25 protein-coding genes are annotated in these 20,978 nt (G+C 51.9%); 13 read left to right on the top strand and 12 right to left on the bottom strand.

From position 1 onward, the window contains the following. Nucleotides 1-7: 7 nt before the first annotated feature. Nucleotides 8-1,426 carry a glutamate synthase small subunit gene (locus EVX52_RS20045; RefSeq protein WP_129954715.1) on the top strand — a complete coding sequence of 473 codons (1,419 nt, stop codon included), beginning with the start codon at nucleotides 8-10 and terminating at the stop codon, nucleotides 1,424-1,426. A 271-nt stretch (nucleotides 1,427-1,697) separates the two neighbouring features. On the opposite strand, the gene sspB is transcribed toward EVX52_RS20045, so the two are convergent. The 5 genes from sspB to zapE all read right to left on the bottom strand — a co-directional run bounded on the left by sspB (nucleotide 1,698) and on the right by zapE (nucleotide 5,470). Beyond that, nucleotides 1,698-2,192, bottom strand: a complete 495-nt coding sequence (gene sspB, locus EVX52_RS20040) for a ClpXP protease specificity-enhancing factor (protein ID WP_129954716.1) — start codon at nucleotides 2,190-2,192, stop codon at nucleotides 1,698-1,700. A 3-nt stretch (nucleotides 2,193-2,195) separates the two neighbouring features. After that, a complete protein-coding gene (gene sspA / locus EVX52_RS20035) occupies nucleotides 2,196-2,837 on the bottom strand; it encodes a stringent starvation protein SspA (protein WP_129954717.1) in 642 nt (213 codons plus the stop codon). Between the two features lie 335 nt (nucleotides 2,838-3,172). Then, complete coding sequence (gene rpsI / locus EVX52_RS20030; RefSeq protein ID WP_013577238.1) at nucleotides 3,173-3,565, bottom strand: 30S ribosomal protein S9; 393 nt, start codon at nucleotides 3,563-3,565, stop codon at nucleotides 3,173-3,175. Nucleotides 3,566-3,581: 16 nt separating this feature from the next. Continuing rightward, nucleotides 3,582-4,010: a 50S ribosomal protein L13 gene (rplM, locus tag EVX52_RS20025; protein WP_013577239.1), complete on the bottom strand. Its 429-nt coding sequence runs from the start codon at nucleotides 4,008-4,010 to the stop codon at nucleotides 3,582-3,584. A 320-nt stretch (nucleotides 4,011-4,330) separates the two neighbouring features. Next, a complete protein-coding gene (zapE, locus tag EVX52_RS20015; RefSeq protein WP_129991981.1) occupies nucleotides 4,331-5,470 on the bottom strand; it encodes a cell division protein ZapE in 1,140 nt (379 codons plus the stop codon). Nucleotides 5,471-5,755: 285 nt separating this feature from the next. Between zapE and zapG the strand changes: the two genes are divergently transcribed. The 3 genes from zapG (at nucleotide 5,756) to degS (ending at nucleotide 8,827) form a co-directional block, all read left to right on the top strand. Further along, nucleotides 5,756-6,157 carry a Z-ring associated protein ZapG gene (zapG, locus tag EVX52_RS20010; RefSeq protein ID WP_013577242.1) on the top strand — a complete coding sequence of 134 codons (402 nt, stop codon included), beginning with the start codon at nucleotides 5,756-5,758 and terminating at the stop codon, nucleotides 6,155-6,157. A 148-nt stretch (nucleotides 6,158-6,305) separates the two neighbouring features. Beyond that, the gene (gene degQ / locus EVX52_RS20005; RefSeq protein WP_129954721.1) at nucleotides 6,306-7,673 is read left to right on the top strand and encodes a serine endoprotease DegQ; all 1,368 of its coding nucleotides are present in this window, start codon (nucleotides 6,306-6,308) and stop codon (nucleotides 7,671-7,673) included. 86 nt (nucleotides 7,674-7,759) lie between these two features. Further along, on the top strand, nucleotides 7,760-8,827 hold the full coding sequence (degS, locus tag EVX52_RS20000; RefSeq protein WP_129954722.1) for an outer membrane-stress sensor serine endopeptidase DegS: 1,068 nt from the start codon (nucleotides 7,760-7,762) through the stop codon (nucleotides 8,825-8,827). Between the two features lie 75 nt (nucleotides 8,828-8,902). Here degS and murA read toward each other — a convergent pair whose 3' ends face one another. From murA to mlaF, 7 genes are all read right to left on the bottom strand, one after another. Further along, on the bottom strand, nucleotides 8,903-10,162 hold the full coding sequence (gene murA, locus EVX52_RS19995) for a UDP-N-acetylglucosamine 1-carboxyvinyltransferase (RefSeq protein WP_129991980.1): 1,260 nt from the start codon (nucleotides 10,160-10,162) through the stop codon (nucleotides 8,903-8,905). A 67-nt stretch (nucleotides 10,163-10,229) separates the two neighbouring features. Then, nucleotides 10,230-10,484, bottom strand: coding sequence for a BolA family iron metabolism protein IbaG (ibaG, locus tag EVX52_RS19990; RefSeq protein ID WP_129954724.1), 255 nt, complete (start codon nucleotides 10,482-10,484; stop codon nucleotides 10,230-10,232). Nucleotides 10,485-10,652: 168 nt separating this feature from the next. Further along, nucleotides 10,653-10,967, bottom strand: a complete 315-nt coding sequence (mlaB, locus tag EVX52_RS19985) for a lipid asymmetry maintenance protein MlaB (protein WP_129954725.1) — start codon at nucleotides 10,965-10,967, stop codon at nucleotides 10,653-10,655. Continuing rightward, nucleotides 10,964-11,599, bottom strand: a complete 636-nt coding sequence (gene mlaC, locus EVX52_RS19980; RefSeq protein WP_129954726.1) for a phospholipid-binding protein MlaC — start codon at nucleotides 11,597-11,599, stop codon at nucleotides 10,964-10,966. The genes mlaB and mlaC overlap by 4 nt, the downstream gene beginning before the upstream one ends. Nucleotides 11,600-11,640: 41 nt before the next feature. Continuing rightward, complete coding sequence (gene mlaD, locus EVX52_RS19975; RefSeq protein ID WP_129954727.1) at nucleotides 11,641-12,192, bottom strand: outer membrane lipid asymmetry maintenance protein MlaD; 552 nt, start codon at nucleotides 12,190-12,192, stop codon at nucleotides 11,641-11,643. Nucleotides 12,193-12,195: 3 nt separating this feature from the next. Beyond that, nucleotides 12,196-12,978 carry a lipid asymmetry maintenance ABC transporter permease subunit MlaE gene (mlaE, locus tag EVX52_RS19970; protein ID WP_015698890.1) on the bottom strand — a complete coding sequence of 261 codons (783 nt, stop codon included), beginning with the start codon at nucleotides 12,976-12,978 and terminating at the stop codon, nucleotides 12,196-12,198. Nucleotides 12,979-12,993: 15 nt separating this feature from the next. Continuing rightward, the gene (mlaF, locus tag EVX52_RS19965; protein WP_129954728.1) at nucleotides 12,994-13,797 is read right to left on the bottom strand and encodes a phospholipid ABC transporter ATP-binding protein MlaF; all 804 of its coding nucleotides are present in this window, start codon (nucleotides 13,795-13,797) and stop codon (nucleotides 12,994-12,996) included. 307 nt (nucleotides 13,798-14,104) lie between these two features. Here mlaF and EVX52_RS19960 point away from each other — a divergent pair, with 307 nt between their 5' ends. The 9 genes from EVX52_RS19960 to ptsN all read left to right on the top strand — a co-directional run bounded on the left by EVX52_RS19960 (nucleotide 14,105) and on the right by ptsN (nucleotide 20,931). Further along, nucleotides 14,105-15,082 carry a calcium/sodium antiporter gene (locus EVX52_RS19960; protein WP_129954729.1) on the top strand — a complete coding sequence of 326 codons (978 nt, stop codon included), beginning with the start codon at nucleotides 14,105-14,107 and terminating at the stop codon, nucleotides 15,080-15,082. Nucleotides 15,083-15,101: 19 nt separating this feature from the next. Beyond that, nucleotides 15,102-16,088, top strand: a complete 987-nt coding sequence (gene kdsD, locus EVX52_RS19955) for an arabinose-5-phosphate isomerase KdsD (protein ID WP_129954730.1) — start codon at nucleotides 15,102-15,104, stop codon at nucleotides 16,086-16,088. Between the two features lie 16 nt (nucleotides 16,089-16,104). Next, entirely contained in the window at nucleotides 16,105-16,671 is a 567-nt protein-coding gene (kdsC, locus tag EVX52_RS19950; protein WP_129954731.1) for a 3-deoxy-manno-octulosonate-8-phosphatase KdsC, read from the top strand. Further along, nucleotides 16,668-17,237: an LPS export ABC transporter periplasmic protein LptC gene (lptC, locus tag EVX52_RS19945; RefSeq protein ID WP_129954732.1), complete on the top strand. Its 570-nt coding sequence runs from the start codon at nucleotides 16,668-16,670 to the stop codon at nucleotides 17,235-17,237. Before kdsC ends, lptC begins: the two co-directional genes overlap by 4 nt. After that, the gene (lptA, locus tag EVX52_RS19940; protein WP_129991979.1) at nucleotides 17,215-17,772 is read left to right on the top strand and encodes a lipopolysaccharide ABC transporter substrate-binding protein LptA; all 558 of its coding nucleotides are present in this window, start codon (nucleotides 17,215-17,217) and stop codon (nucleotides 17,770-17,772) included. Before lptC ends, lptA begins: the two co-directional genes overlap by 23 nt. A gap of 6 nt (nucleotides 17,773-17,778) precedes the next feature. Further along, complete coding sequence (lptB, locus tag EVX52_RS19935) at nucleotides 17,779-18,504, top strand: LPS export ABC transporter ATP-binding protein (protein WP_013577257.1); 726 nt, start codon at nucleotides 17,779-17,781, stop codon at nucleotides 18,502-18,504. 101 nt (nucleotides 18,505-18,605) lie between these two features. Next, complete coding sequence (gene rpoN, locus EVX52_RS19930) at nucleotides 18,606-20,039, top strand: RNA polymerase factor sigma-54 (RefSeq protein WP_129991978.1); 1,434 nt, start codon at nucleotides 18,606-18,608, stop codon at nucleotides 20,037-20,039. Between the two features lie 23 nt (nucleotides 20,040-20,062). Continuing rightward, nucleotides 20,063-20,350 carry a ribosome hibernation promoting factor gene (gene hpf, locus EVX52_RS19925; RefSeq protein ID WP_013577259.1) on the top strand — a complete coding sequence of 96 codons (288 nt, stop codon included), beginning with the start codon at nucleotides 20,063-20,065 and terminating at the stop codon, nucleotides 20,348-20,350. A 98-nt stretch (nucleotides 20,351-20,448) separates the two neighbouring features. Next, nucleotides 20,449-20,931 (top strand): PTS IIA-like nitrogen regulatory protein PtsN, encoded by a 483-nt coding sequence (gene ptsN / locus EVX52_RS19920; RefSeq protein WP_173362074.1) that lies wholly within the window; start codon nucleotides 20,449-20,451, stop codon nucleotides 20,929-20,931. Nucleotides 20,932-20,978 lie beyond the last annotated feature (47 nt).

Here is a 20,978-nt window from a genome sequence, read left to right as displayed (position 1 = left end):
GGTTAAGATGAGTCAAAACGTTTATCAATTTGTCGACTTACAGCGTGTTGATCCGCCTAAGAAAGCGCTGAAGATCCGCAAAATTGAGTTTGTGGAAATTTATGAGCCGTTCTCAGCGACGCAAGCCGCCTCACAGGCAGACCGCTGTCTGTCGTGCGGTAACCCTTACTGTGAATGGAAATGTCCGGTACATAACTATATTCCGAACTGGCTGAAGCTGGCGAACGAAGGCCGCATCATGGAAGCGGCAGATCTCGCGCACCAGACCAACAGCCTGCCGGAAGTCTGCGGGCGCGTTTGCCCGCAGGACAGACTCTGCGAAGGTTCCTGCACCCTGAACGATGAGTTCGGTGCAGTGACCATCGGTAACATCGAACGCTATATTAACGATAAAGCCATTGAGATGGGCTGGCGTCCGGATATGTCTCACGTACAGCCAACCGGCAAACGCGTGGCGATTATCGGCGCAGGGCCGGCGGGTCTGGCCTGTGCTGATGTCCTGACCCGCAACGGTGTGAAAGCGGTGGTTTACGATCGCCATCCGGAAATCGGCGGCTTGCTGACTTTCGGCATCCCGGCCTTTAAGCTGGAAAAATCGGTGATGACCAAACGTCGTGAAATCTTCACTGAGATGGGTATCGAGTTCCAGCTCAATACTGAAGTCGGCAAAGACGTCACCATTGATGCACTGCTGGCAGAATACGATTCTGTGTTCCTCGGCGTCGGGACTTATCAGTCAATGCGCGGTGGTCTGGCGAATGAAGATGCACCGGGCGTTTACGATGCCCTGCCGTTCCTGATCGCCAATACCAAGCAACTGATGGGTTATGCCGACAGTCAGGAAGAGCCTTACGTCACCATGGATAAAAAACGTGTGGTGGTGCTGGGCGGGGGTGATACTGCGATGGACTGCGTGCGTACCTCAATCCGTCAGGGTGCTACTCACGTGACCTGTGCATACCGTCGTGATGAAGAGAACATGCCGGGCTCACGTCGTGAAGTGAAGAATGCGCGCGAAGAAGGGGTTGATTTCAAATTCAACCTGCAACCGCTGAGCATCGAACTGAACGATTCTGGCCGCGTATGTGGTGTACGCATGGCGCGTACTGAACTGGGCGCACCGGATGCTCATGGTCGTCGTCGTGCTGAAATCGTGGCGGGTTCCGAACATGTAATGGAAGCCGATGCCGTGGTGATGGCGTTTGGTTTCCGTCCTCATAAAATGGAATGGCTGGCAGCCCACGACGTTGAGCTGGATACCCAGGGGCGTATCGTGGCACCGGAAGGCAGCGATAATGCCTTCCAGACCAGCAACCCGAAAATCTTCGCCGGTGGCGATGCGGTTCGCGGTTCCGATCTGGTGGTGACCGCTATTGCTGAAGGCCGTAAAGCAGCAGAAGGCATCATGAACTTCCTCGAAGTCTGATCCATCGCCTCATAAAAAGGTCTGCTAACAATGGTTGGCAGACCTTTTTTACGCATAACTCAAAAGAATTCCTCATGACATCCCCTTTTCTGCCGGTTATTCGTCGAATATCCTCATAGCGTCAGGCTCAGCTTCGGTTCAAGCGAATAACGTGTTCAATGATGACACAGCAAATCTGCACTGCCGGAAGGAGAAGTCAGCGGACTGAAGGCAATAAAAAACCCCGCGTAACAACGCAGGGTTTAAGCACGGAACCGGACTGAGTGGGTTGTTACTTCACTACGCGCAGTGCCGGACGACCACCGCGTGGCGGCGTTGGCGGCTCATCGTTCGGATCTTCTTCAGCCACATCGGGCAAATCGCCATCAATGACTGACATCGTCGGTTCTGCCGGCTCATCAGCGCTCAGATCCCCCTCAAAGGCACCTTCGGCTTCATAAGCTGGTTCCGGTTCGAACATGGTACCAGCACCGTTTTCGCGGGCATAAATCGCCAGAACAGCGGCAATTGGTACAAACACGTTACGCGGTACGCCACCAAAACGGGCATTAAAGCGTACGTCATCGTTACCCAGTTCGAGATTGCCGACAGCACGCGGCGCAACGTTCAGGACAATTTGTCCGTCACGCGCAAACTCCATCGGCACCATCACGCCTGGCATCGTTACGTCAACCACCAGATGCGGGGTTAACTGGTTGTCGAGCAACCAGTCATAAAAAGCCCGCAGCAGATAGGGGCGACGCGGAGACATGTCGGTCATCTCCATACCTTAACCTCGGGTATGCAAACGCATTTCGCGCTCTGCTTCGGTCAGGGAAGCCAGGAAAGCATCTCGTTCGAAGACGCGAGTCATATAACCTTTCAGCTCTTTAGAACCGGCACCGGCCAGTTCAATACCCAGTTCCGGCAAACGCCACAGCAGCGGAGCCAGGTAACAATCAACCAGGCTGAACTCTTCGCTCTTGAAGTAAGGCATGTATGAGAAGATTGGCGCAATAGCCAGCAGCTCTTCACGCAATTGCTTACGCGCGGCATCGGCTTCGCTTGCCGAACCTTGCTCGATCTGACGCATCAGCGAATACCAGTCATTTTCGATGCGGTGCATCATCAGACGGCTCTCACCACGGGCAACCGGATAAACCGGCATCAGCGGCGGATGCGGGAAGCGCTCATCAAGATATTCCATGATGATGCGGGATTCGAACAGGGTCAGTTCACGATCAACCAGCGTCGGTACAGTGCGGTAAGGGTTGAGGTCAATAAGATCCTGCGGCAGGTGATCCATCTCAACCTGCTCGATCTCGACACTGACACCTTTCTCCGCCAGTACGATACGTACCTGATGGCTAAAAATGTCGGTCGGGCCGGAAAACAGCGTCATTACCGAACGTTTGTTGGCAGCGACAGCCATGAAAACCTCCAAGTTTATCTAGAATATTACAGCGAGTTATCGCCAGCCTGCAGTTTTTGTCCCGTAGTTTCATAGACAACCATCGGCAAGGCGAACCCAGCCAGGAAGCGCGGCAACGTCAACTGCTCGGCGAACAGGTACAAAAGTGTGTGATAGTTTACCAGATTTTACGCAGGCTGTGGGGCACGGTGAAACGATTTCATGGCGAATTGTGTGTCAGGAGATCATTTTCTTCCGCAATTACCGAAAAAAAGACATAAAAAAACCCGGTGAAACACCGGGTTTTTGACGCTGATTTTCGTGCCGAAGCACTGAGCTGCAAAAGCAGCAGAAAATTAACGTTTGGAGAACTGAGGACGACGACGTGCTTTACGCAGACCGACTTTCTTACGTTCAACCTGACGAGCATCACGGGTAACGAAGCCTGCTTTACGCAGTTCGCCACGAAGATTTTCGTCATATTCCATCAGTGCACGGGTGATACCGTGACGGATAGCACCAGCTTGACCGGAGATACCACCACCTTTAACGGTGATGTACAGGTCGAATTTCTCAACCATGTCGACCAGTTCCAGTGGTTGACGAACTACCATGCGGGCAGTTTCACGACCAAAGTACTGTTCCAGGCTACGCTGGTTAATTACGATGTTACCACTACCCGGTTTGATGAAAACACGAGCGGCGGAGCTTTTGCGGCGACCAGTGCCGTAGTATTGATTTTCAGCCATTGCCTATAATCCCGAATTAAATGTCAAGAACTTGCGGTTGTTGCGCCGCATGAGTGTGCTCGTTACCCGCGTAAACTTTCATTTTACGGTACATTGCACGACCCAACGGGCCCTTTGGCAACATGCCTTTAACCGCGAGCTCGATCACGCGTTCAGGACGGCGAGCGATCATCTCTTCAAAGGTCGCTTGCTTGATACCACCGATGTGGCCGGTGTGATGGTAATAAATCTTGTCGTTACGCTTGTTGCCAGTGACAGCAACTTTTTCTGCGTTCAGAACGATGATGTAATCACCAGTATCAACGTGCGGAGTGTATTCCGCTTTATGTTTGCCACGCAGACGGCGGGCCAGTTCAGTGGCCAGGCGACCTAAGGTCTTGCCGGTAGCGTCAACTACGAACCAGTCACGTTGTACGGTTTCCGGTTTAGCTGTAAAAGTTTTCATTAAAAGCTTACCCAATTAAAGTTACACGTTGGCGAACACCCGAACGCTTACTTGTTTATAAAATAAGTATTTGAGGTTCACACGACCATCGTCCAGCAAACCTACCCCTTCGAATAGCCAATGCTGGCACTTATAAAGTTTCGGGAAAAAAACTTTGTAGTAACGTGGGGTCGCAAGATTATAGAGAAGTCTCCTGCAAAGATCGAACCCTTTTTCGACAAAAAGGAAGATTTCCCTCCCCGCCTTCTGAGGGTTCACCCTGCAGGCTTTACTGACGCTTTTTATACCACGAACTGATCAAAAAATAACCATACAAAAAATCACGGCAGATGCGGCCGTCTGAGGTACTCCTCGCTCTGCATCTCCTGCAGACGTGACAGACAACGCTGATATTCGAATTTCAGCCGTTCGCCCTGATAAATGTCAAACATCGGGACGGCGGCGGAAATGACCAGTTTTACATGGCGCTCGTAGAATTCATCGACCAGCGCCAGAAAACGCCGGGCTGCGTTCTCACTGTCTGCGCCCATCACCGGCACATTGTGCAGCAGTACGCTGTGATAGATTTTCGACAGCGCAATATAATCGAGCTGGCTGCGCGCCTCTTCACATAAGGTATGAAATTCCACCGCCAGCACGCCATCAACGGCGGCAATAGCCTGCAGCGGACGATGATTCACTTCCAGCAGCGGTCTTTCGCCCGTCTGCGCACCGCTGTGATTGCCGGTCAGTTTCCCTAACATTGAATGCATCGCGTCAGCAGTTTCCGGCCCCGCAGGTGTCAGCCATAAATTGGCCTGCGTCAGCGTGCGCAAACGGTAATCGATACCTGCATCCACATTGAGCACATCGCAGTATTCTTTAATCAGATCAATCGCAGGCAGGAACCGTGCCCGTTGCAGGCCGTTGCGGTACAGCAAATCAGGCGGAATATTTGATGTCGCAATCAGCGTGATACCCCGGGCAAACAGGGCCTGCAATAACGTCGCCAGCAGCATCGCATCGGTAATATCCGAAACAAAAAACTCATCAAAACAGAGCACATCGGTTTCTGCTTTAAAGCGGTCCGCGATCACTTCCAGCGGATCTTCCTGCCCCTGAAGTTGCGTCAGTTCCTCATGGACGCGCAACATAAAACGGTGGAAATGCAGGCGAAGCTTGCGATCACCGGGCAGGCTGTGGAAAAACAAATCCATCAGCCAGGTTTTGCCGCGCCCCACTCCGCCCCACATATACAGCCCCTGTACCGGTCGCGAAGGGGTTTTCTGCGGACTTTTGGTAAACAAACGACTCAGCAACCCGCCACGGCTGGCAGACCGGGGACGTGTCAGGGGCTGCGCGGACAATGCCTGGTAAATCGTATCGAGCTGTGCGACAGCTTGTTTCTGAACGGCATCCGCCTGGAACTCACCGGCATCCACAGCGTTCTGATAAAGAAAAAGGGGTGATTGAGATTGCATCTTCGTTAACGTCCCTGAGAAAAAAATTTTATGTTTTTCACGTCGTTTAGCCGCTTTTTTGCCGTGGATTCGCCGCTTTTCCCGGCTGTCTGTGTATGAAAAAACCAACAGATGGCAGTGATTTTCCCCGCAGGATTCCACTCTGACAAGGTTAACGGTTATAGTGGAGCTATTGCATGACGCATGCGTGTAACAATTACGTTAAAACCATTGTGTAAAAAAGTTAAGTCATAAAAGTTACGTGAAAAAGCCCTGCGGGACAACGAAGTCAAAATAGGAGTCATTATGACCTGGGAGTATGCACTCATTGGATTAGTGGTCGGTATCGCAATTGGTGCGGTGGCGATGCGCTTTGGTAATCGTAAATTACGTGATCAACAAGTCATGAAAAACGAACTGGAGAAAAGTAAAGCCGAACTCGACGAATACCGTCAGGAGCTGGTGGGCCATTTTGCCCGCAGCGCAGAGTTGCTCGATAACATGGCGACGGATTACCGTCAGCTGTATCAGCACATGGCTAAAAGCTCCAACAATTTACTGCCCGATATGCCTGAGCAGGATAATCCGTTTAATTATCGTCTGACCGGTTCTGAAGCCGATAATGATCAGGTGCCGGTGCAAATGCCACGCGATTATTCTGACGGCGCGTCCGGTTTGCTGCGTGGCGAGCGTCCGGTTCGTAAATAACAGACGCCCCTGACCTGCACAACAATCGTTATGCAGTTACGGCACATGTCCCGTGCGTGTGCCGTTCTCAAGACCCTTCCCGTGTTGTGAATCACCGTTCTGTTATCCATAACTGACGTCCATTACAGAAAGCGAGAGTGTTATCGTGATGAAGAAAAAGTTATTTTTGCTCAGTGTGTTAGCTGTTAGCCTTGGATTAACTTTCGCTTCTGCGCCTATGGCGAATGCGGCTTTACCAACGGAAGTTCAGGGACAACCTTTGCCAAGTCTGGCACCGATGCTGGAAAAAGTATTACCCGCCGTCGTGGGCGTTCAGGTTTCCGGCACCCAGCCGCCAAGTGCGGATGTACCACCAGAATACAAGTTCTTCTTCGGTCAGCAGGATCCGGAACCCAATCAGGGGCCGCAGCCTTTTGAAGGGCTGGGTTCCGGTGTCATTATTGATGCCGCCAAAGGCTACGTGCTCACCAATAATCATGTGGTGAACAACGCGGATAAAATCAACGTTCAGCTCAACGATGGCCGCGAATACAAAGCCAAACTCATCGGCAAAGACGATCAGTCCGATATCGCGGTGATCCAGCTGATTGATGCTAAAAATCTGACACAAATTACGATGGCGGATTCCGATAACCTGCGTGTAGGCGATTTTGCCGTTGCCGTGGGTAATCCGTTTGGGCTCGGCCAGACCGTGACATCCGGCATTGTTTCTGCCCTTGGCCGCAGCGGCCTGAACCTTGAAGGGCTGGAAAACTTTATTCAGACTGATGCGTCGATTAACCGCGGTAACTCCGGTGGCGCGCTGCTCGACCTGAAAGGTGAACTGATTGGTATCAACACCGCCATCATTTCCTCGCAGGGTGGCAGTGTCGGTATCGGTTTTGCTATTCCGGTGAACATGGCGAAGAATCTCAGCCATCAGCTGATTGAATTTGGCGAAGTGAAACGCGGCCTGCTGGGGATCCGCGGCAGCGAAATGACACCGGAACTGGCACAGGCATTCAAACTCGACAGCCAGCGCGGCGCTTTCGTCAACGAGGTGTTGCCGGATTCGGCAGCGGCAAAAGCCGGTATTAAACCGGGTGACGTGCTGATTACCCTGCAGGGTAAAACGCTGAGCAGCTTTGCTGAGTTACGCGCGAAAGTGAGCACTGCCGGCCCGGGAGTCACGATGCAGATTGGTTTGCTGCGCGATGGCAAACCGATGACTGTCAGTGTCACGCTGGATAAAAGCCCGGCCGTGGAAGTCAGCATTGAGAAACTCAATCCGGCATTACAGGGTGTGACGCTCAGTGATACCACCGATAAAAAGACCCAAGGTGTGCATGTTGATGACGTGAAGAAAGGCACGCCGGCGGACCAGATCGGCCTTGAAAAAGGTGATGTGATTATTGGTGTCAACCGCGAGCCGCTCGAAAATCTGGCAGCCTTCCGCAAAATTCTGGAAAGCAAACCGGACCTGATCGCACTGAGCATCTTGCGTAAAGGACAAAATATCTACTTATTCATGCCGTAAAGCGTTGAAAATCGGACGCAGGTGCTGCTGCGTCCGATTAAGTCATGCTATTCTTCCCTCACTTTTATCTCGCATCCCATACACCCATGTTTGTTAAGCTCTTGAGATCCGCTGTTATCGGCCTGATTGTTGCTGGCATTTTGCTGGCGGCGGTACCTATGTTGCGTAAAAACATCACAGAACCGCTGTTTGACAAAAACTTCGCCCAGAACAGCGAAGAACCCGTCAGTTATAACTCAGGCGTCCGCCATGCTGCTCCGGCCGTGGTGAATGTCTATAACCGCAACATGGGTAACAGTACACAGAACGAACTGGCCATCCGCACACTGGGTTCCGGTGTGATCATGAACGACAACGGCTATATCCTCACCAATAAACACGTGATCAATAATGCCGATCAAATTATCGTCGCCTTGCAGGATGGCCGCGTATTCGAAGCGTTGCTGGTCGGCTCTGACAGCCTGACTGACCTGGCCGTGCTGAAAATCAACGCCGGAAATCTGCCGGTCATCCCGATTAATCCACATCGTACCCCGCATGTCGGTGATGTCGTGATGGCAATCGGTAACCCCTATAACCTCGGTCAGACAGTCACACAGGGCATTATCAGCGCCACCGGTCGTATTGGCCTCAGCCCGTCCGGCCGCCAGAACTTTCTGCAAACCGATGCCTCGATCAATCAGGGTAACTCCGGCGGTGCGCTGGTGAATTCGCTCGGGGAACTGATGGGGATTAATACGCTGTCCTTTGACCAAAGTAATGACGGCGCCACGCCGGAAGGCATCGGCTTTGCTATCCCGACCGCACTGGCGACAAAAGTCATGGGCAAGCTGATTCGTGATGGCCGTGTTATTCGGGGTTATATCGGGATCAGCGGGCGTGAAGTTTCCCCTCTGCACGGGCCGAACAGCGGACTGGATCATATTCAGGGAATTGTGGTGAACGAAGTCACGCCAAATGGCCCGGCGGCAAATGCGGGTATGCAGGTCAGAGACGTGATTATTAACGTCAACAACAAACCGGCCGTTTCCGCTATCGAGACCATGGATCAGGTAGCAGAAATTCGTCCGGGAACCGTCATTCCGGTAGAAATTATGCGTGATGGTCAGAAACTGACATTGCAGGTTACCGTGCAGGAATATCCTGACCACTGACAACCATTCATTGCAGAAACGAAAAAGCCGGAAAGGTTTCCCCTTCCGGCTTTTTTATTGCGCAGGCGTTATGAATCACTCGCCTTTAAAGCGCTCGATTTTTGCACCCAGCTGACGCAGTTTATCTTCGATACGCTCGTAGCCACGATCGATGTGATAAATACGGTCAACCACGGTCACACCTTCGGCAATACAACCCGCCAGAACCAGACTTGCAGAGGCCCGTAAATCGGTCGCCATCACCTGAGCGCCAGACAGTTTTTCAACGCCATGGCAAATGAGGGTGCTGCCTTCGATTTCAGCGTGTGCGCCCATACGGATCAGTTCAGGTATGTGCATGAAACGGTTTTCAAAGATGGTTTCGGTGATCACACCTGTACCTTCTGCTACCAGGTTCAGCAAGCTGAACTGCGCCTGCATGTCAGTCGGGAAGCCCGGATGCGGCGCGGTGCGGAAGGTCACTGCTTTGGCGCGTTTGCCATGCATATCGAGACTGATCCAGTCTTCGCCCACTTCAATATCGGCACCGGCTTCACGCAACTTTGCCAGTACGCCATCCAGCGTATCAGGTCGGGCTTCGCGACAGGTAATCTTGCCACCGGAAATCGCCGCCGCCACCAGGAAGGTGCCGGTTTCGATACGGTCAGGCACCACGCGGTAAACCCCGCCGCCCAGACGGGCAACACCTTCGATGGTAATTTTATCGGTGCCCGCACCGGTAATTTGCGCACCCAGTGTATTGAGGAAATTCGCGGTATCGACGATTTCCGGCTCACGCGCGGCATTTTCAATAATGGTGGTGCCTTCAGCCAAGGTCGCCGCGCTCATGATAGTGACCGTTGCGCCCACGCTGACTTTATCCATCACAATGTGCGCGCCTTTCAGGCGGCCATCGACAGAGGCTTTCACATAGCCTTCTTCCAGAACAATGGTCGCGCCCAACTGTTCCAGACCCGTAATATGCAGATCAACAGGACGTGCACCGATAGCACAGCCGCCCGGTAAAGAAACTTCGCCGCGACCGAAACGCGCCACCAGCGGGCCAAGCGCCCAGATGGAAGCACGCATGGTTTTTACCAGATCATACGGCGCACAAAACTCATTCACCGCACTGGCGTCAACGAAAACAGAACCGTTACGTTCGATTTTGGTGCCCAGCTGGCTCAGCAGCTTGATGGTGGTATCGATATCTTTCAGGTGAGGAACGTTCTGGAGTTCAACAGGTTCTTCAGCAAGCAGTGCGGCAAACAAAATAGGAAGTGCTGCATTTTTTGCACCAGAGATAGTGACTTCACCACTCAGGCGAGTCCCACCCTGTACACGAAATTTATCCATTATGACTGCTCTCTATTTATTAAAACGACAGGTCAGATAGGAGGAAGCTGCCGGAACGCCGGCAGTCTTATAAACCGCTCAGTTTACGGTCACGCGCCCATTCTTCAGGGGTATAAGCCTTGATAGACAGAGCGTGGATTCGATTGTCGGCGATGTATTCCATCAGCGGCGCGTAAACGGTCTGTTGTTTTTTCACGCGGCTCATGCCATCAAACATCGCACCAACGACAATGGCCTGAAAATGACTGCCATCGCCAGTAATGTGGGCTTCGTCCAGTGCCAATGCCTTCATCAGCACGTCTTTAATTTCACTCGTTTCCATAGGGATCTATTCTTCTGAAGAATCATAACAGCCCGATATCTTATAGGGATTGGCGCAATTCTTAAACCACGAAAAAGCCCCTGACGAAGAGTTTCGCACAGGGGCTTTATGGACATACCGATAACGCTTCATATCCCACAGCCTAACCCACGGGAACTGCTCAACTATTTATTCAACAGAACAAGTCGTGGTCTCCGACGGAATAATGTCCTGAAGGTTATACAAAGCAATCAGTGTTCTCAGCCTGTCAGTGATACCCGCAATCGTCAGCGTAATCCCCTGCTGACTGGCTTCCTCGCGTAAATGCACCAGCAAAGCCAGGCCAGAAGAGTCAACACGCGCCAGCCCGGAGACGTCCAGACAGGTCACGCCGGGCATCAGCTTTTTGCGTACATCCCAGAATGCCACCAGCGTTTCGCGATCTAACTCACCGTGCAACGACAGTCGCGGCGGCTGCGATTCCCAGCGCAGGGCTTCACTCATTGTTGTTTATCCAGCGTGATCGGCTGAGCAGCGGCTTGTTTCAGGCGCTCAGTCAGGCCATCAATACCTTTCTGGCGCAAAATATCTGCCCATTCGTTCTGTTTGGTCGAAATCATGCTGACGCCTTCGGCGATCATGTCATAAGCCTGCCAGTCGCCGGTGCGGCTGTTTTTACGCCACTGAAAATCCAGACGAACCGGAGGACGGCCGTTCGGATCGGTAATCGTGACACGGATAGCAATGATGTCTTTACCCGCGTAGGACTGCTCAGGCTGCACCGTATAGTTCTGGCCGTTGTACATCGCCAGAGCCTGGCCGTAAGCCTGTTGCAGGTAGTCTGAGAACGCCGCGAAGTAAGCGTCGCGCTGTGCAGGTGTCGCCTGTTGGTAATAGCGGCCTAACACCAGCGCGCCGGCGTATTTGATTTGCACATACGGCAACAATTCTTCACGAACAATCTGGCGCAGATAGTTAGGATCCTGCTTGATTTTCGGTTGTTCGGTTTTGAGGCGGGTGAAGGTTTTGCTCGCCGCTTCATTCATCACGCTGTAAGGATTGGTCTTGTCCACGGCGGCATTCGCCAGCGGAGCCATAACCACCAGCAGTGCAGCGATCACTAAACGTTTAAACATACTTATTTCCTCTTTTATGGAGAATCCGTGATGGCAAATTGTTAATGGGCAGCCGGTTGCGGCGCCGTATTGGCGTCAGGTGCAGCATTCCCTGCAGGTGCCGCCGTTGCGTCAGGATCAGCCTTACCATCGCCACTCTTATACAAGAACTGACCAATCAGGTCTTCGAGAACCAGCGCTGATTTAGTGTCCTGAATAACGCCACCGTTTTTAAGGATAGTCGTTCCCATTTCAGGGTCTTCAAAACCAATATTTAACGCCAGGAATTGCTCGCCCAGCAGACCAGACGTGCGGATCGCCAGCGTACTGGTGCTCGGGATCTGGTTGTATTTCTGGTCGATATCCATTTCTACACGTGGAGAATAATTTTTATCGAGCGTGATGCTGCTGACGCGGCCGATCACCACGCCACCGACTTTGACCGGTGAACCGCTTTTCAGGCCACCGATATTGTCGAAGTCAGCAGAAATACGGTAAGTCGGGTCGGAGCCGATTGAACGGATGTCGGCCACTTTAAGACACAGGAAGATCACAGCAATCAAAGCGATGATTAAAAATGCGCCTACCCAGATTTCACTCTTTTTCGTTTGCATGGTTTAATTTCCAAACATCAGTGCTGTCAGCACAAAATCCAATCCCAGCACCGCCAGTGACGAATGCACCACAGTACGTGTCGTTGCCCGGCTAATCCCTTCGGACGTCGGTATCGCATCATAGCCATTGAACAATGCAATCCAGGTCACGGTGATAGCGAAAACAAGGCTTTTAATCAGACAGTTAAGCAGGTCGGTCCGCCAGTCTACGGCAGTTTGCATCGCTGACCAGAAGAAACCACTGTCGATGCCTTTCCAGTCCACTCCCACCAGCGATCCCCCCCAGATCCCCACGGCAACAAAAATCGCCGTCAGCAAAGGCATGGAAATCAGACCGGCCCAGAAACGCGGTGCCACAACGCGGCGCAGCGGATCAATGGCCATCATCTCCAGGCTGGAGATTTGCTCGGTGGCTTTCATCAATCCCAGTTCAGCGGTCAGCGCAGAACCCGCGCGCCCGGCGAAAAGCAGTGCAGTGACCACCGGTCCAAGCTCGCGCAGTAAAGAGAGCGCCACCATCATACCGAGGCTGGCCTCAGCGCTGTAGGTGGTTAAAATCAGATACCCCTGCAAGCCAAGCACCATGCCGATAAACAAACCGGAAACCAGGATAATCAACAGGGAAAGTACGCCAACGCTGTAAAGCTGCTTGATCAGCAGCGGCCATTGTTTGGCAAATTGCGGCTTACCGACCAATGCCCGAAAGAGCATCAGTCCGGCACGACCAAAAGACGCACAGGTGTTTATCCCGCGACGTCCGACTGAGGCGAGTGCCTTAGTTAACATAAGCAGATAACTCCATCATCCGAGCAACTCGGTTTTGTAATCACCGGCCGGGAAACGGAAAGGCACCGGTCCGTCGGCAATACCATCCAGGAACTGACGAACGCGCGGATCAGGATTATTTTGCAACTCCTCTGGCGTACCTTCTGCGATGACATGCTGTGCGGCCACGATATAGGCATAATCAGCAATGCTCAGGACTTCAGGCACGTCGTGGGAAACCACAATGCACGTCACGCCCAGCGCATGGTTCAGCTCATCAATCAGTTTGACCAGAACGCCCATGGTGATCGGATCCTGCCCCACAAAAGGCTCATCGAACATAATCAGCTCAGGGTCCAGCGCAATGGCACGCGCCAGTGCGACGCGCCGCGCCATACCACCGGACAATTCGGCAGGCATCAGATTACCGGCACCGCGCAACCCTACCGCTTCCAGTTTCATGGTCACCGTACTGCGCAGTAATTCCTCCGGTAATTTGCTGTGTTCACGCAACGGGAACGCCACATTCTCGAACACAGTCAGGTCAGTAAACAATGCACCGGACTGAAACAACATGCTCATTTTCTTGCGCGACTCGTACAGCTTGCGACGGGACAATGTCGGAATGTTGTCGCCGTCGAACCAGATTTCGCCGTTGTTGGGCGTAAGTTGACCGCCGATCAGACGCAGCAAGGTGGTTTTACCGATCCCCGAAGGCCCCATGATTGCGGTGACTTTGCCACGCGGCACTGTCATATTTATCTCTTCGAAAATGGGACGATCGCCACGCACGAAACTCATGCCTTTGATCTCAACCAGATTCGATTCGCTTTGACTCATTCAGTTTTTCCCTTCGGAATGCTTTCGCTAAGAATACGTCTGACACGCACAGGGTATCGTATAACTTTGGTATTTTTACAAAAACTTACCCCGGTTTCGTTACCAAAGTTGCCATCGATTTACTTTTCAGCCACAGATGGTCAAAATCAACCAATTACCATTTTAAATTAAAAGCCTTCATCGTCTAACATACAGGAACCTGGTGGCATTGTTTTCAGACAAAATGTCGCCTTAGCTCATGTTGACGAAGGAATCGCCTGCCCGTAAAGGCAACGAACCTCGCATTATACCCAATAAAGGATGTTTCATGCTTCTCGCTATCGTACTGATGATTGTCGGCTTGTTACTGTTAGTGTATGCCGCTGATCGTCTGGTGTACGGAGCCGCAGTGCTGGCACGCTCGATAGGCATCTCCCCGCTGGTAATTGGTATGACTGTCGTCGGCGTCGGAATATCTCTTCCTGAACTGGTCGTTTCCACCACCGCGGCTATCAACGATCAGATGGATTTGGCCATCGGAAACGCCATTGGTTCGAATATCATTAATATTCTTCTGATTTTGGGCGGTGCCGCCCTGATTCATCCACTTTCCGTTCGTTCTGATATATTACGCCGCGAACTCCCATTATTGTTACTGGTCACGGCTCTGTGTGGTTTTCTGTTAAGCGACGGAGAACTCAGCCGGCTTGATGGTGTTTTGTTGCTGGCCAGTGCAGGCGTGTTCATGATGCTGGTGATAAAAATCGCCCGTGCTGCCGAAAAAGAAGGCCTGGATACGCTGACCTATGAGCAAATGTCCGAACTTCCACAAGACAGCAGCAATACGGTCGCATTTTTATGGCTGGCGCTGGGCTTTATCATCATGCCCCTGGCATCGGGCATGATCGTTGATAACAGCACCGTCATCGCGCGTTATCTGGGTGTCAGCGAACTGGTGATCGGCCTGACGGTCATCGCCATCGGTACCAGTCTGCCGGAACTGGCGACCTTTATCGCCGGTGCTATCAAAGGCGAAGATGACATTGCGCTGGGTAACATCATTGGCGCAAACATTTTTAATACCTGTCTGGTGCTGGGATTACCCGCGCTGGTGGCACCAGGTTCGTTCAACCCGGACGCATTTCATCGCGATTATTGGGTCATGCTGGCGGTCAGCGTGGTGCTTTCCGGGCTATGCCTGATGCGTAAACACCGTATCGGCCATTTAGCCGGTGCATTATTGCTGTGTGGATTTATCGCCTATATGGCAGTGCTGTTCCTGTTACCAGACAGCATTGCCTTCTGAACTCTGTCAGGAACCGACTATGGCTAACGATACCTTCGCCCCCGGTTTTGATTTTCAGGCCGTCGGACGTGATGTACTGAAAACAGAACGTGAAGGACTTGAGCAGTTAGATCAATACATTAACGGTGATTTTACCCGCGCCTGCGAAAAAATTTTCGCCTGCAATGGCAAAGTCGTTGTCATGGGCATGGGCAAATCCGGTCATATTGGCCGTAAGATGGCCGCCACCTTTGCCAGTACAGGCACTCCGGCCTTCTTTGTGCATCCCGGTGAAGCCAGCCACGGTGACCTGGGCATGGTGTCAAAGCAGGATGTCGTCATTCTGATTTCCAACTCCGGTGAAGCCCATGAAATTCTGGGGCTGATTCCGGTACTCAAACGCCTGGGCATTACGCTTATCTGCATGACGTCTAACCCTGAAAGCACGATGGGAAAAGCGGCGGATGTCCATCTTTGTGTAAAAGTGCCCAAAGAAGCCTGCCCGCTGGGGCTGGCACCGACCAGCAGCACCACAGCGGTGCTGGTGATGGGCGATGCTCTGGCTGTCGCACTGCTGGAAGCTCGCGGGTTCACACCGGAAGATTTCGCCCTGTCACACCCTGGCGGAGCACTGGGTCGCAAGCTGTTGCTTCGCGTCAGCGATATCATGCACACCGGAGATGAGATCCCGCACGTCAGCCGCGAGGCGTCGTTACGGGATGCGTTGCTGGAAATCACCCGTAAAAATCTGGGCATGACGGTTATCTGCAACGATTTGATGAAAATCGAAGGGATTTTTACCGATGGGGATTTGCGACGCATCTTTGATATGGGTGTCAACATCAATACGGCATCAATTGCGGATGTGATGACGACAGGCGGCATTCGCGTACGTCCGTCACTGCTGGCAGTTGATGCGCTGAATTTAATGCAGGACAAACACATCACGTGTGTGATGGTTGCTGATGGTGACCAGTTGCTGGGTGTGTTACATATGCACGATATGCTGCGCGCTGGCGTAGTTTAATTGAGGAATTCCCTAAATGAGTAATAGCGCAGCCCTGGCGGAAACCTGCTACGGTCCGGTCAGTACGCAAGTGCTTGAACGGGCGAAAGCGGTCCGCCTGCTGATTTGCGATGTCGATGGCGTCATGTCTGATGGCCTGATCTATATGGGAAATCAGGGAGAAGAGCTGAAAAGTTTCAACGTTCGCGATGGTTACGGTATCCGCTGCCTGCTGACATCCGGCATCGAAGTCGCGATTATTACAGGCCGCAATGCAAAATTACTGGAAGATCGCGCTAAAACTCTGGGTATTCGCCACTTGTATCAGGGCCAGTCGGATAAGCTTTTGGCCTTCCGCGAACTGTTAGATACACTGTCTCTTCGGGCCGAAGAAGTGGCATACATTGGTGATGACCTGATTGACTGGCCGGTGATGGCCGAAGTGGGTCTTTCTGTGGCGGTTCAGGATGCACATCCTGTTTTGTTACCAAAAGCGCATTATGTTACCCGTATCGCTGGCGGGCGTGGTGCAGTTCGCGAACTGTGTGATTTGATTCTGCTGGCGCAGGGCAAGCTGGAGGACGCCAAAGGGCTGTCGATATGAGTAAAGCAAAACTTTGGGTTATTCTGGCGCTTACCGCCATTGTCCTGGTGCTGATTGGCTGGTCATTGTCTGACAACAGCGATGATGTTCCGCAGGTGGTTAACGATCAGGATCCGACTTATCAGACTTCCCACACCGTTACGATGGTATATGACCCGATGGGCAGCCTGACGTATAAACTGGTGTCAGACGAGGTAAAATATTACACCACGGATCAGGTGTCGTGGTTTACTCATCCGGTCGCGACCATGTATGACAAGAACAAAGTAGCCACCTGGGTATTACGTTCCGATAAAGCGAAACTGACTCAGGATAAGATGCTTTATCTCTATGGGCATGTGCAGGCCGATAGCCTGACGCCTGAGACATCACAGCTGCAAAGAATCAAAACGGACAATGCACAGGTTAACCTGACGACACAGGACGTTGCCTCAGACGATGAAGTGACGCTTTATGGTACAGGTTTTACATCTAACGGCATGAAAATGCGTGGTAATCTGCGTGATAAAACAGCAGAGCTGATCGAAAAGGTATCGACTTCCTATGAAATTCAAAGCAAAAAATAAAATCCGTGATCTTCTGATCGTCAGCTCATTGTTAGCCGTCAGCGTTCCGGCATTTGCCTTAAAAGACGACACAACGAAACCGATCACCATTGACTCGGCAAATCAGGCACTTGACGTCAACACCAATACCGCGACGTTTACCGGCAATGTGGTGGTGAATCAGGGCACGATCCAGGTTAAAGCCGATAAAGTGGTGGTGATACGTCCGCAGGGTGTGTCCGGTAAAGAAGTGGTAGAAGGTTACGGTAACCCGGTGACGTTCTATCAGATGCAGGACAACGGTAAACCGGTAAAAGGCCATGCCCAGAAAGTCCGCTACGAAGTGGAAAATGACCTCGTCACGCTGACCGGCAATGCTTACCTTGAGCAACTGGACAGCAATGTGAAAGGCGACCGCATTACTTATCTGGTACAGAAACAGCAAATGGAAGCTTTTAGTGATAAGGGTAACCGTGTGACGACCGTTCTGGTCCCTTCGCAGCTGCAACAAAAAGCGCCTGCAGCGGGCGGCCAGCCGACCAAAAAGAGTAACTGATATTTTATGGCTAAATTAATCGCAGAGAATCTCGCCAAGGCATACAAAGGCCGTAAGGTCGTTGAAGATGTCAGCCTGATGGTCAACTCGGGTGAAATCGTCGGGTTATTGGGCCCAAATGGTGCGGGTAAAACCACCACCTTTTACATGGTCGTGGGCATTGTCCAGCGCGATGCGGGCCGTATCATCGTTGATGATGAAGACATCAGCCTGCTGCCGCTGCATACCCGCGCCCGTCGCGGTATTGGTTATCTTCCGCAGGAAGCCTCCATATTCCGTCGTCTCAGTGTATTTGATAACCTGATGGCGGTGCTGCAGATCCGTGATGATCTGACCAAAGAACAGCGTAATGACCGCGCGAATGAATTAATGGAAGAGTTCCATATTTCTCATTTGCGCGATAACCTCGGTCAGTCACTGTCCGGTGGTGAACGACGTCGTGTGGAAATTGCCCGTGCGCTGGCAGCAAACCCTAAATTCATCCTGCTGGATGAACCGTTCGCCGGGGTTGACCCGATTTCCGTTATCGACATTAAAAAAATCATTGAGCATTTACGTGACAGCGGCCTCGGCGTACTGATCACTGACCATAACGTGCGCGAAACACTCGACGTTTGTGAACGCGCGTATATTGTCAGTCAGGGGAAATTGATTGCCCACGGCACGCCAGCCGACATTCTTGCTGATGAACAAGTTAAACGTGTTTATCTTGGTGAAGAATTCCGTCTGTGATCTGTGCCGCCGGAACCGTGCCTGTTTCCACCTACACTGAAACAGGCCGTCTCTGACAGAAGTGTTGCCGTTTTCACTCATCAACGGAATTAAGCCAAGATATGAAGCAAGGTTTGCAACTCAGACTCAGCCAACAACTGGCTATGACTCCCCAGTTACAACAGGCCATCCGCTTGTTGCAACTGTCCACGCTTGAGCTCCAGCAGGAGATCCAACTCGCGCTGGAGAGCAACCCTCTGTTGGAACAAACTGACCTTCATGAAGAAATCGACTCGGTAGAAGCCACCGACAGCGAGGGGTTAGACACCCGCGAGGCGCTCGAGCAAAAAGATATGCCGGAAGAATTGCCGCTCGACGCGACCTGGGATGAGATTTACACCGCAGGCACGCCGTCCGGTACCGGTAATGATTACAGCGACGACGAGCTGCCCATTTATCAGGGTGAAACTACCCAGACCCTTCAGGATTACCTGATGTGGCAGGTTGAGCTGACGCCGTTTTCTGATACTGATGCCGCGATTGCCACATCAATTGTCGATGCGGTGGATGACACCGGTTACCTGACCGTCTCCCTTGAAGACATCCTCGAAAGCGTCGGTGATGAAAACATCACGATGGACGAAGTTGAGGCCGTGCTTAAACGCGTTCAGCGTTTTGATCCGGTGGGGGTGGCAGCACGTGACCTGCGCGATTGTCTGCTGATCCAGCTGTCTCAATATGCCACTGACACGCCTTTCATCACTGAAGCCCGTCTTATCATCACCGAACATCTCGATTTGCTGGCGAACCATGATTTCCGCGCACTTATGCGATCAACCCGGTTAAAAGAAGATACACTCAAAGGAGCGATGCTTCTGATCCAGTCTCTGGATCCGCGTCCGGGTCAGTCGATCAATACCGGCGAATCCGAATACGTGATCCCGGATGTGCTGGTGCGTAAAGTGTCAGGGGTCTGGACGGTAGAACTCAATTCCGACAGCATTCCGCGTCTGAAGATTAACCAGCAGTACGCCGCGATGGGTAACTCCACACGCAGCGACAGCGACGGGCAATTTATCCGCAGCAACCTGCAGGAAGCCAAGTGGTTAATTAAAAGCCTGGAAAGCCGTAACGACACGCTGTTGAAAGTGACGCGCTGCATCGTTGAGCAGCAGCAGGCGTTCTTTGAACTGGGTGAAGAATTTATGAAACCTATGGTGCTGGCCGATATTGCCAGTGCCGTGGAAATGCACGAATCGACGATTTCACGCGTGACGACACAAAAGTTCCTGCACAGTCCGCGTGGTATTTTCGAACTGAAGTATTTCTTCTCCAGCCATGTCAGTACAGACAGCGGCGGCGAGGCATCGTCAACCGCGATCCGGGCGCTGGTGAAGAAATTAATCGCAGCGGAGAATCCTGTAAAACCGCTCAGTGACAGCAAGTTAGCAACCCTGCTTTCCGATCAGGGAATTATGGTTGCGCGCCGGACTGTCGCCAAATACCGAGAGTCTTTGTCCATCCCGCCCTCAAACCAACGTAAACAGTTAGTTTGACCTCAACAGAGAAGGAAGACATTATGCAGCTCAACATTACCGGACATCACATTGAGATCACGGATCCCCTGAGAGAGTTCATCACGTCGAAACTGGCTAAGCTCGAGCAGTATTTCGACAGGATTAATCAGGTGTATGTGGTGTTGAGCGTGGAAAAGGTGCAGAAAGTAGCGGAAGCCACTTTGCATGTGAACGGAGGCGAATTACATGCCACCTCGGAACATCAGGATATGTACGCAGCGATTGATGGGCTGGTTGATAAACTGGCCCGACAGCTGAATAAACATAAAGACAAACTGAAACAGCACTGACATTCATGTAGCCAACCCTGTGCTACAAACCTTCGGGCATCGGCTTGTGACCTTCGGGAAACGAGCCGATATAGCTTTAAGGGTGAAACAGCGCAAAAGTGAAAGATGACATGATTAACGATACTGCAATGCAATTAACGTCGGTGCTTAATGCCGAATGCACCAAAAGCGGCGTTCATTGCGCCAGCAAAAAACGCGCACTGGAAATCATCAGCGAGCTGGCCGCCAAACAATTAAATTTGTCGCCACAGGTGATTTTCGACGCTATTTTGACCCGCGAACGTATGGGGAGCACCGGGATCGGTGCCGGGATCGCCATCCCGCACGGTAAGCTGGAAGAAGACACTTTACGTGCCGTTGGCGTGTTCATTCAGCTTGAACAGCCGATAGCTTTTGACGCCATCGATAATCAGCCGGTAGATTTGCTTTTTGCCTTGCTGGTACCGGCAGATCAATGTAAAACCCATTTACATACATTATCTTTAGTCGCGAAGAAATTAGCTGATAAAACAGTATGTCGCCGTCTGCGTGGTGCGCAAAGCGACGAAGAACTGTTCCAGATAATGACTGAAAACGAATAAATTGCTGATTCCCGGTACGGTGCCGGGAAAATGAATTCTGAACACTG

Origin of the sequence: Rahnella sp. CFA14(1/10) (assembly GCF_004195095.1) — a bacterium.
In the GTDB taxonomy this organism is placed as follows: domain Bacteria; phylum Pseudomonadota; class Gammaproteobacteria; order Enterobacterales; family Enterobacteriaceae; genus Rahnella; species Rahnella perminowiae.
The sequence above is the reverse complement of the archived record's forward strand: the minus strand, read 5'-3'. Positions and strand labels throughout refer to the sequence as shown.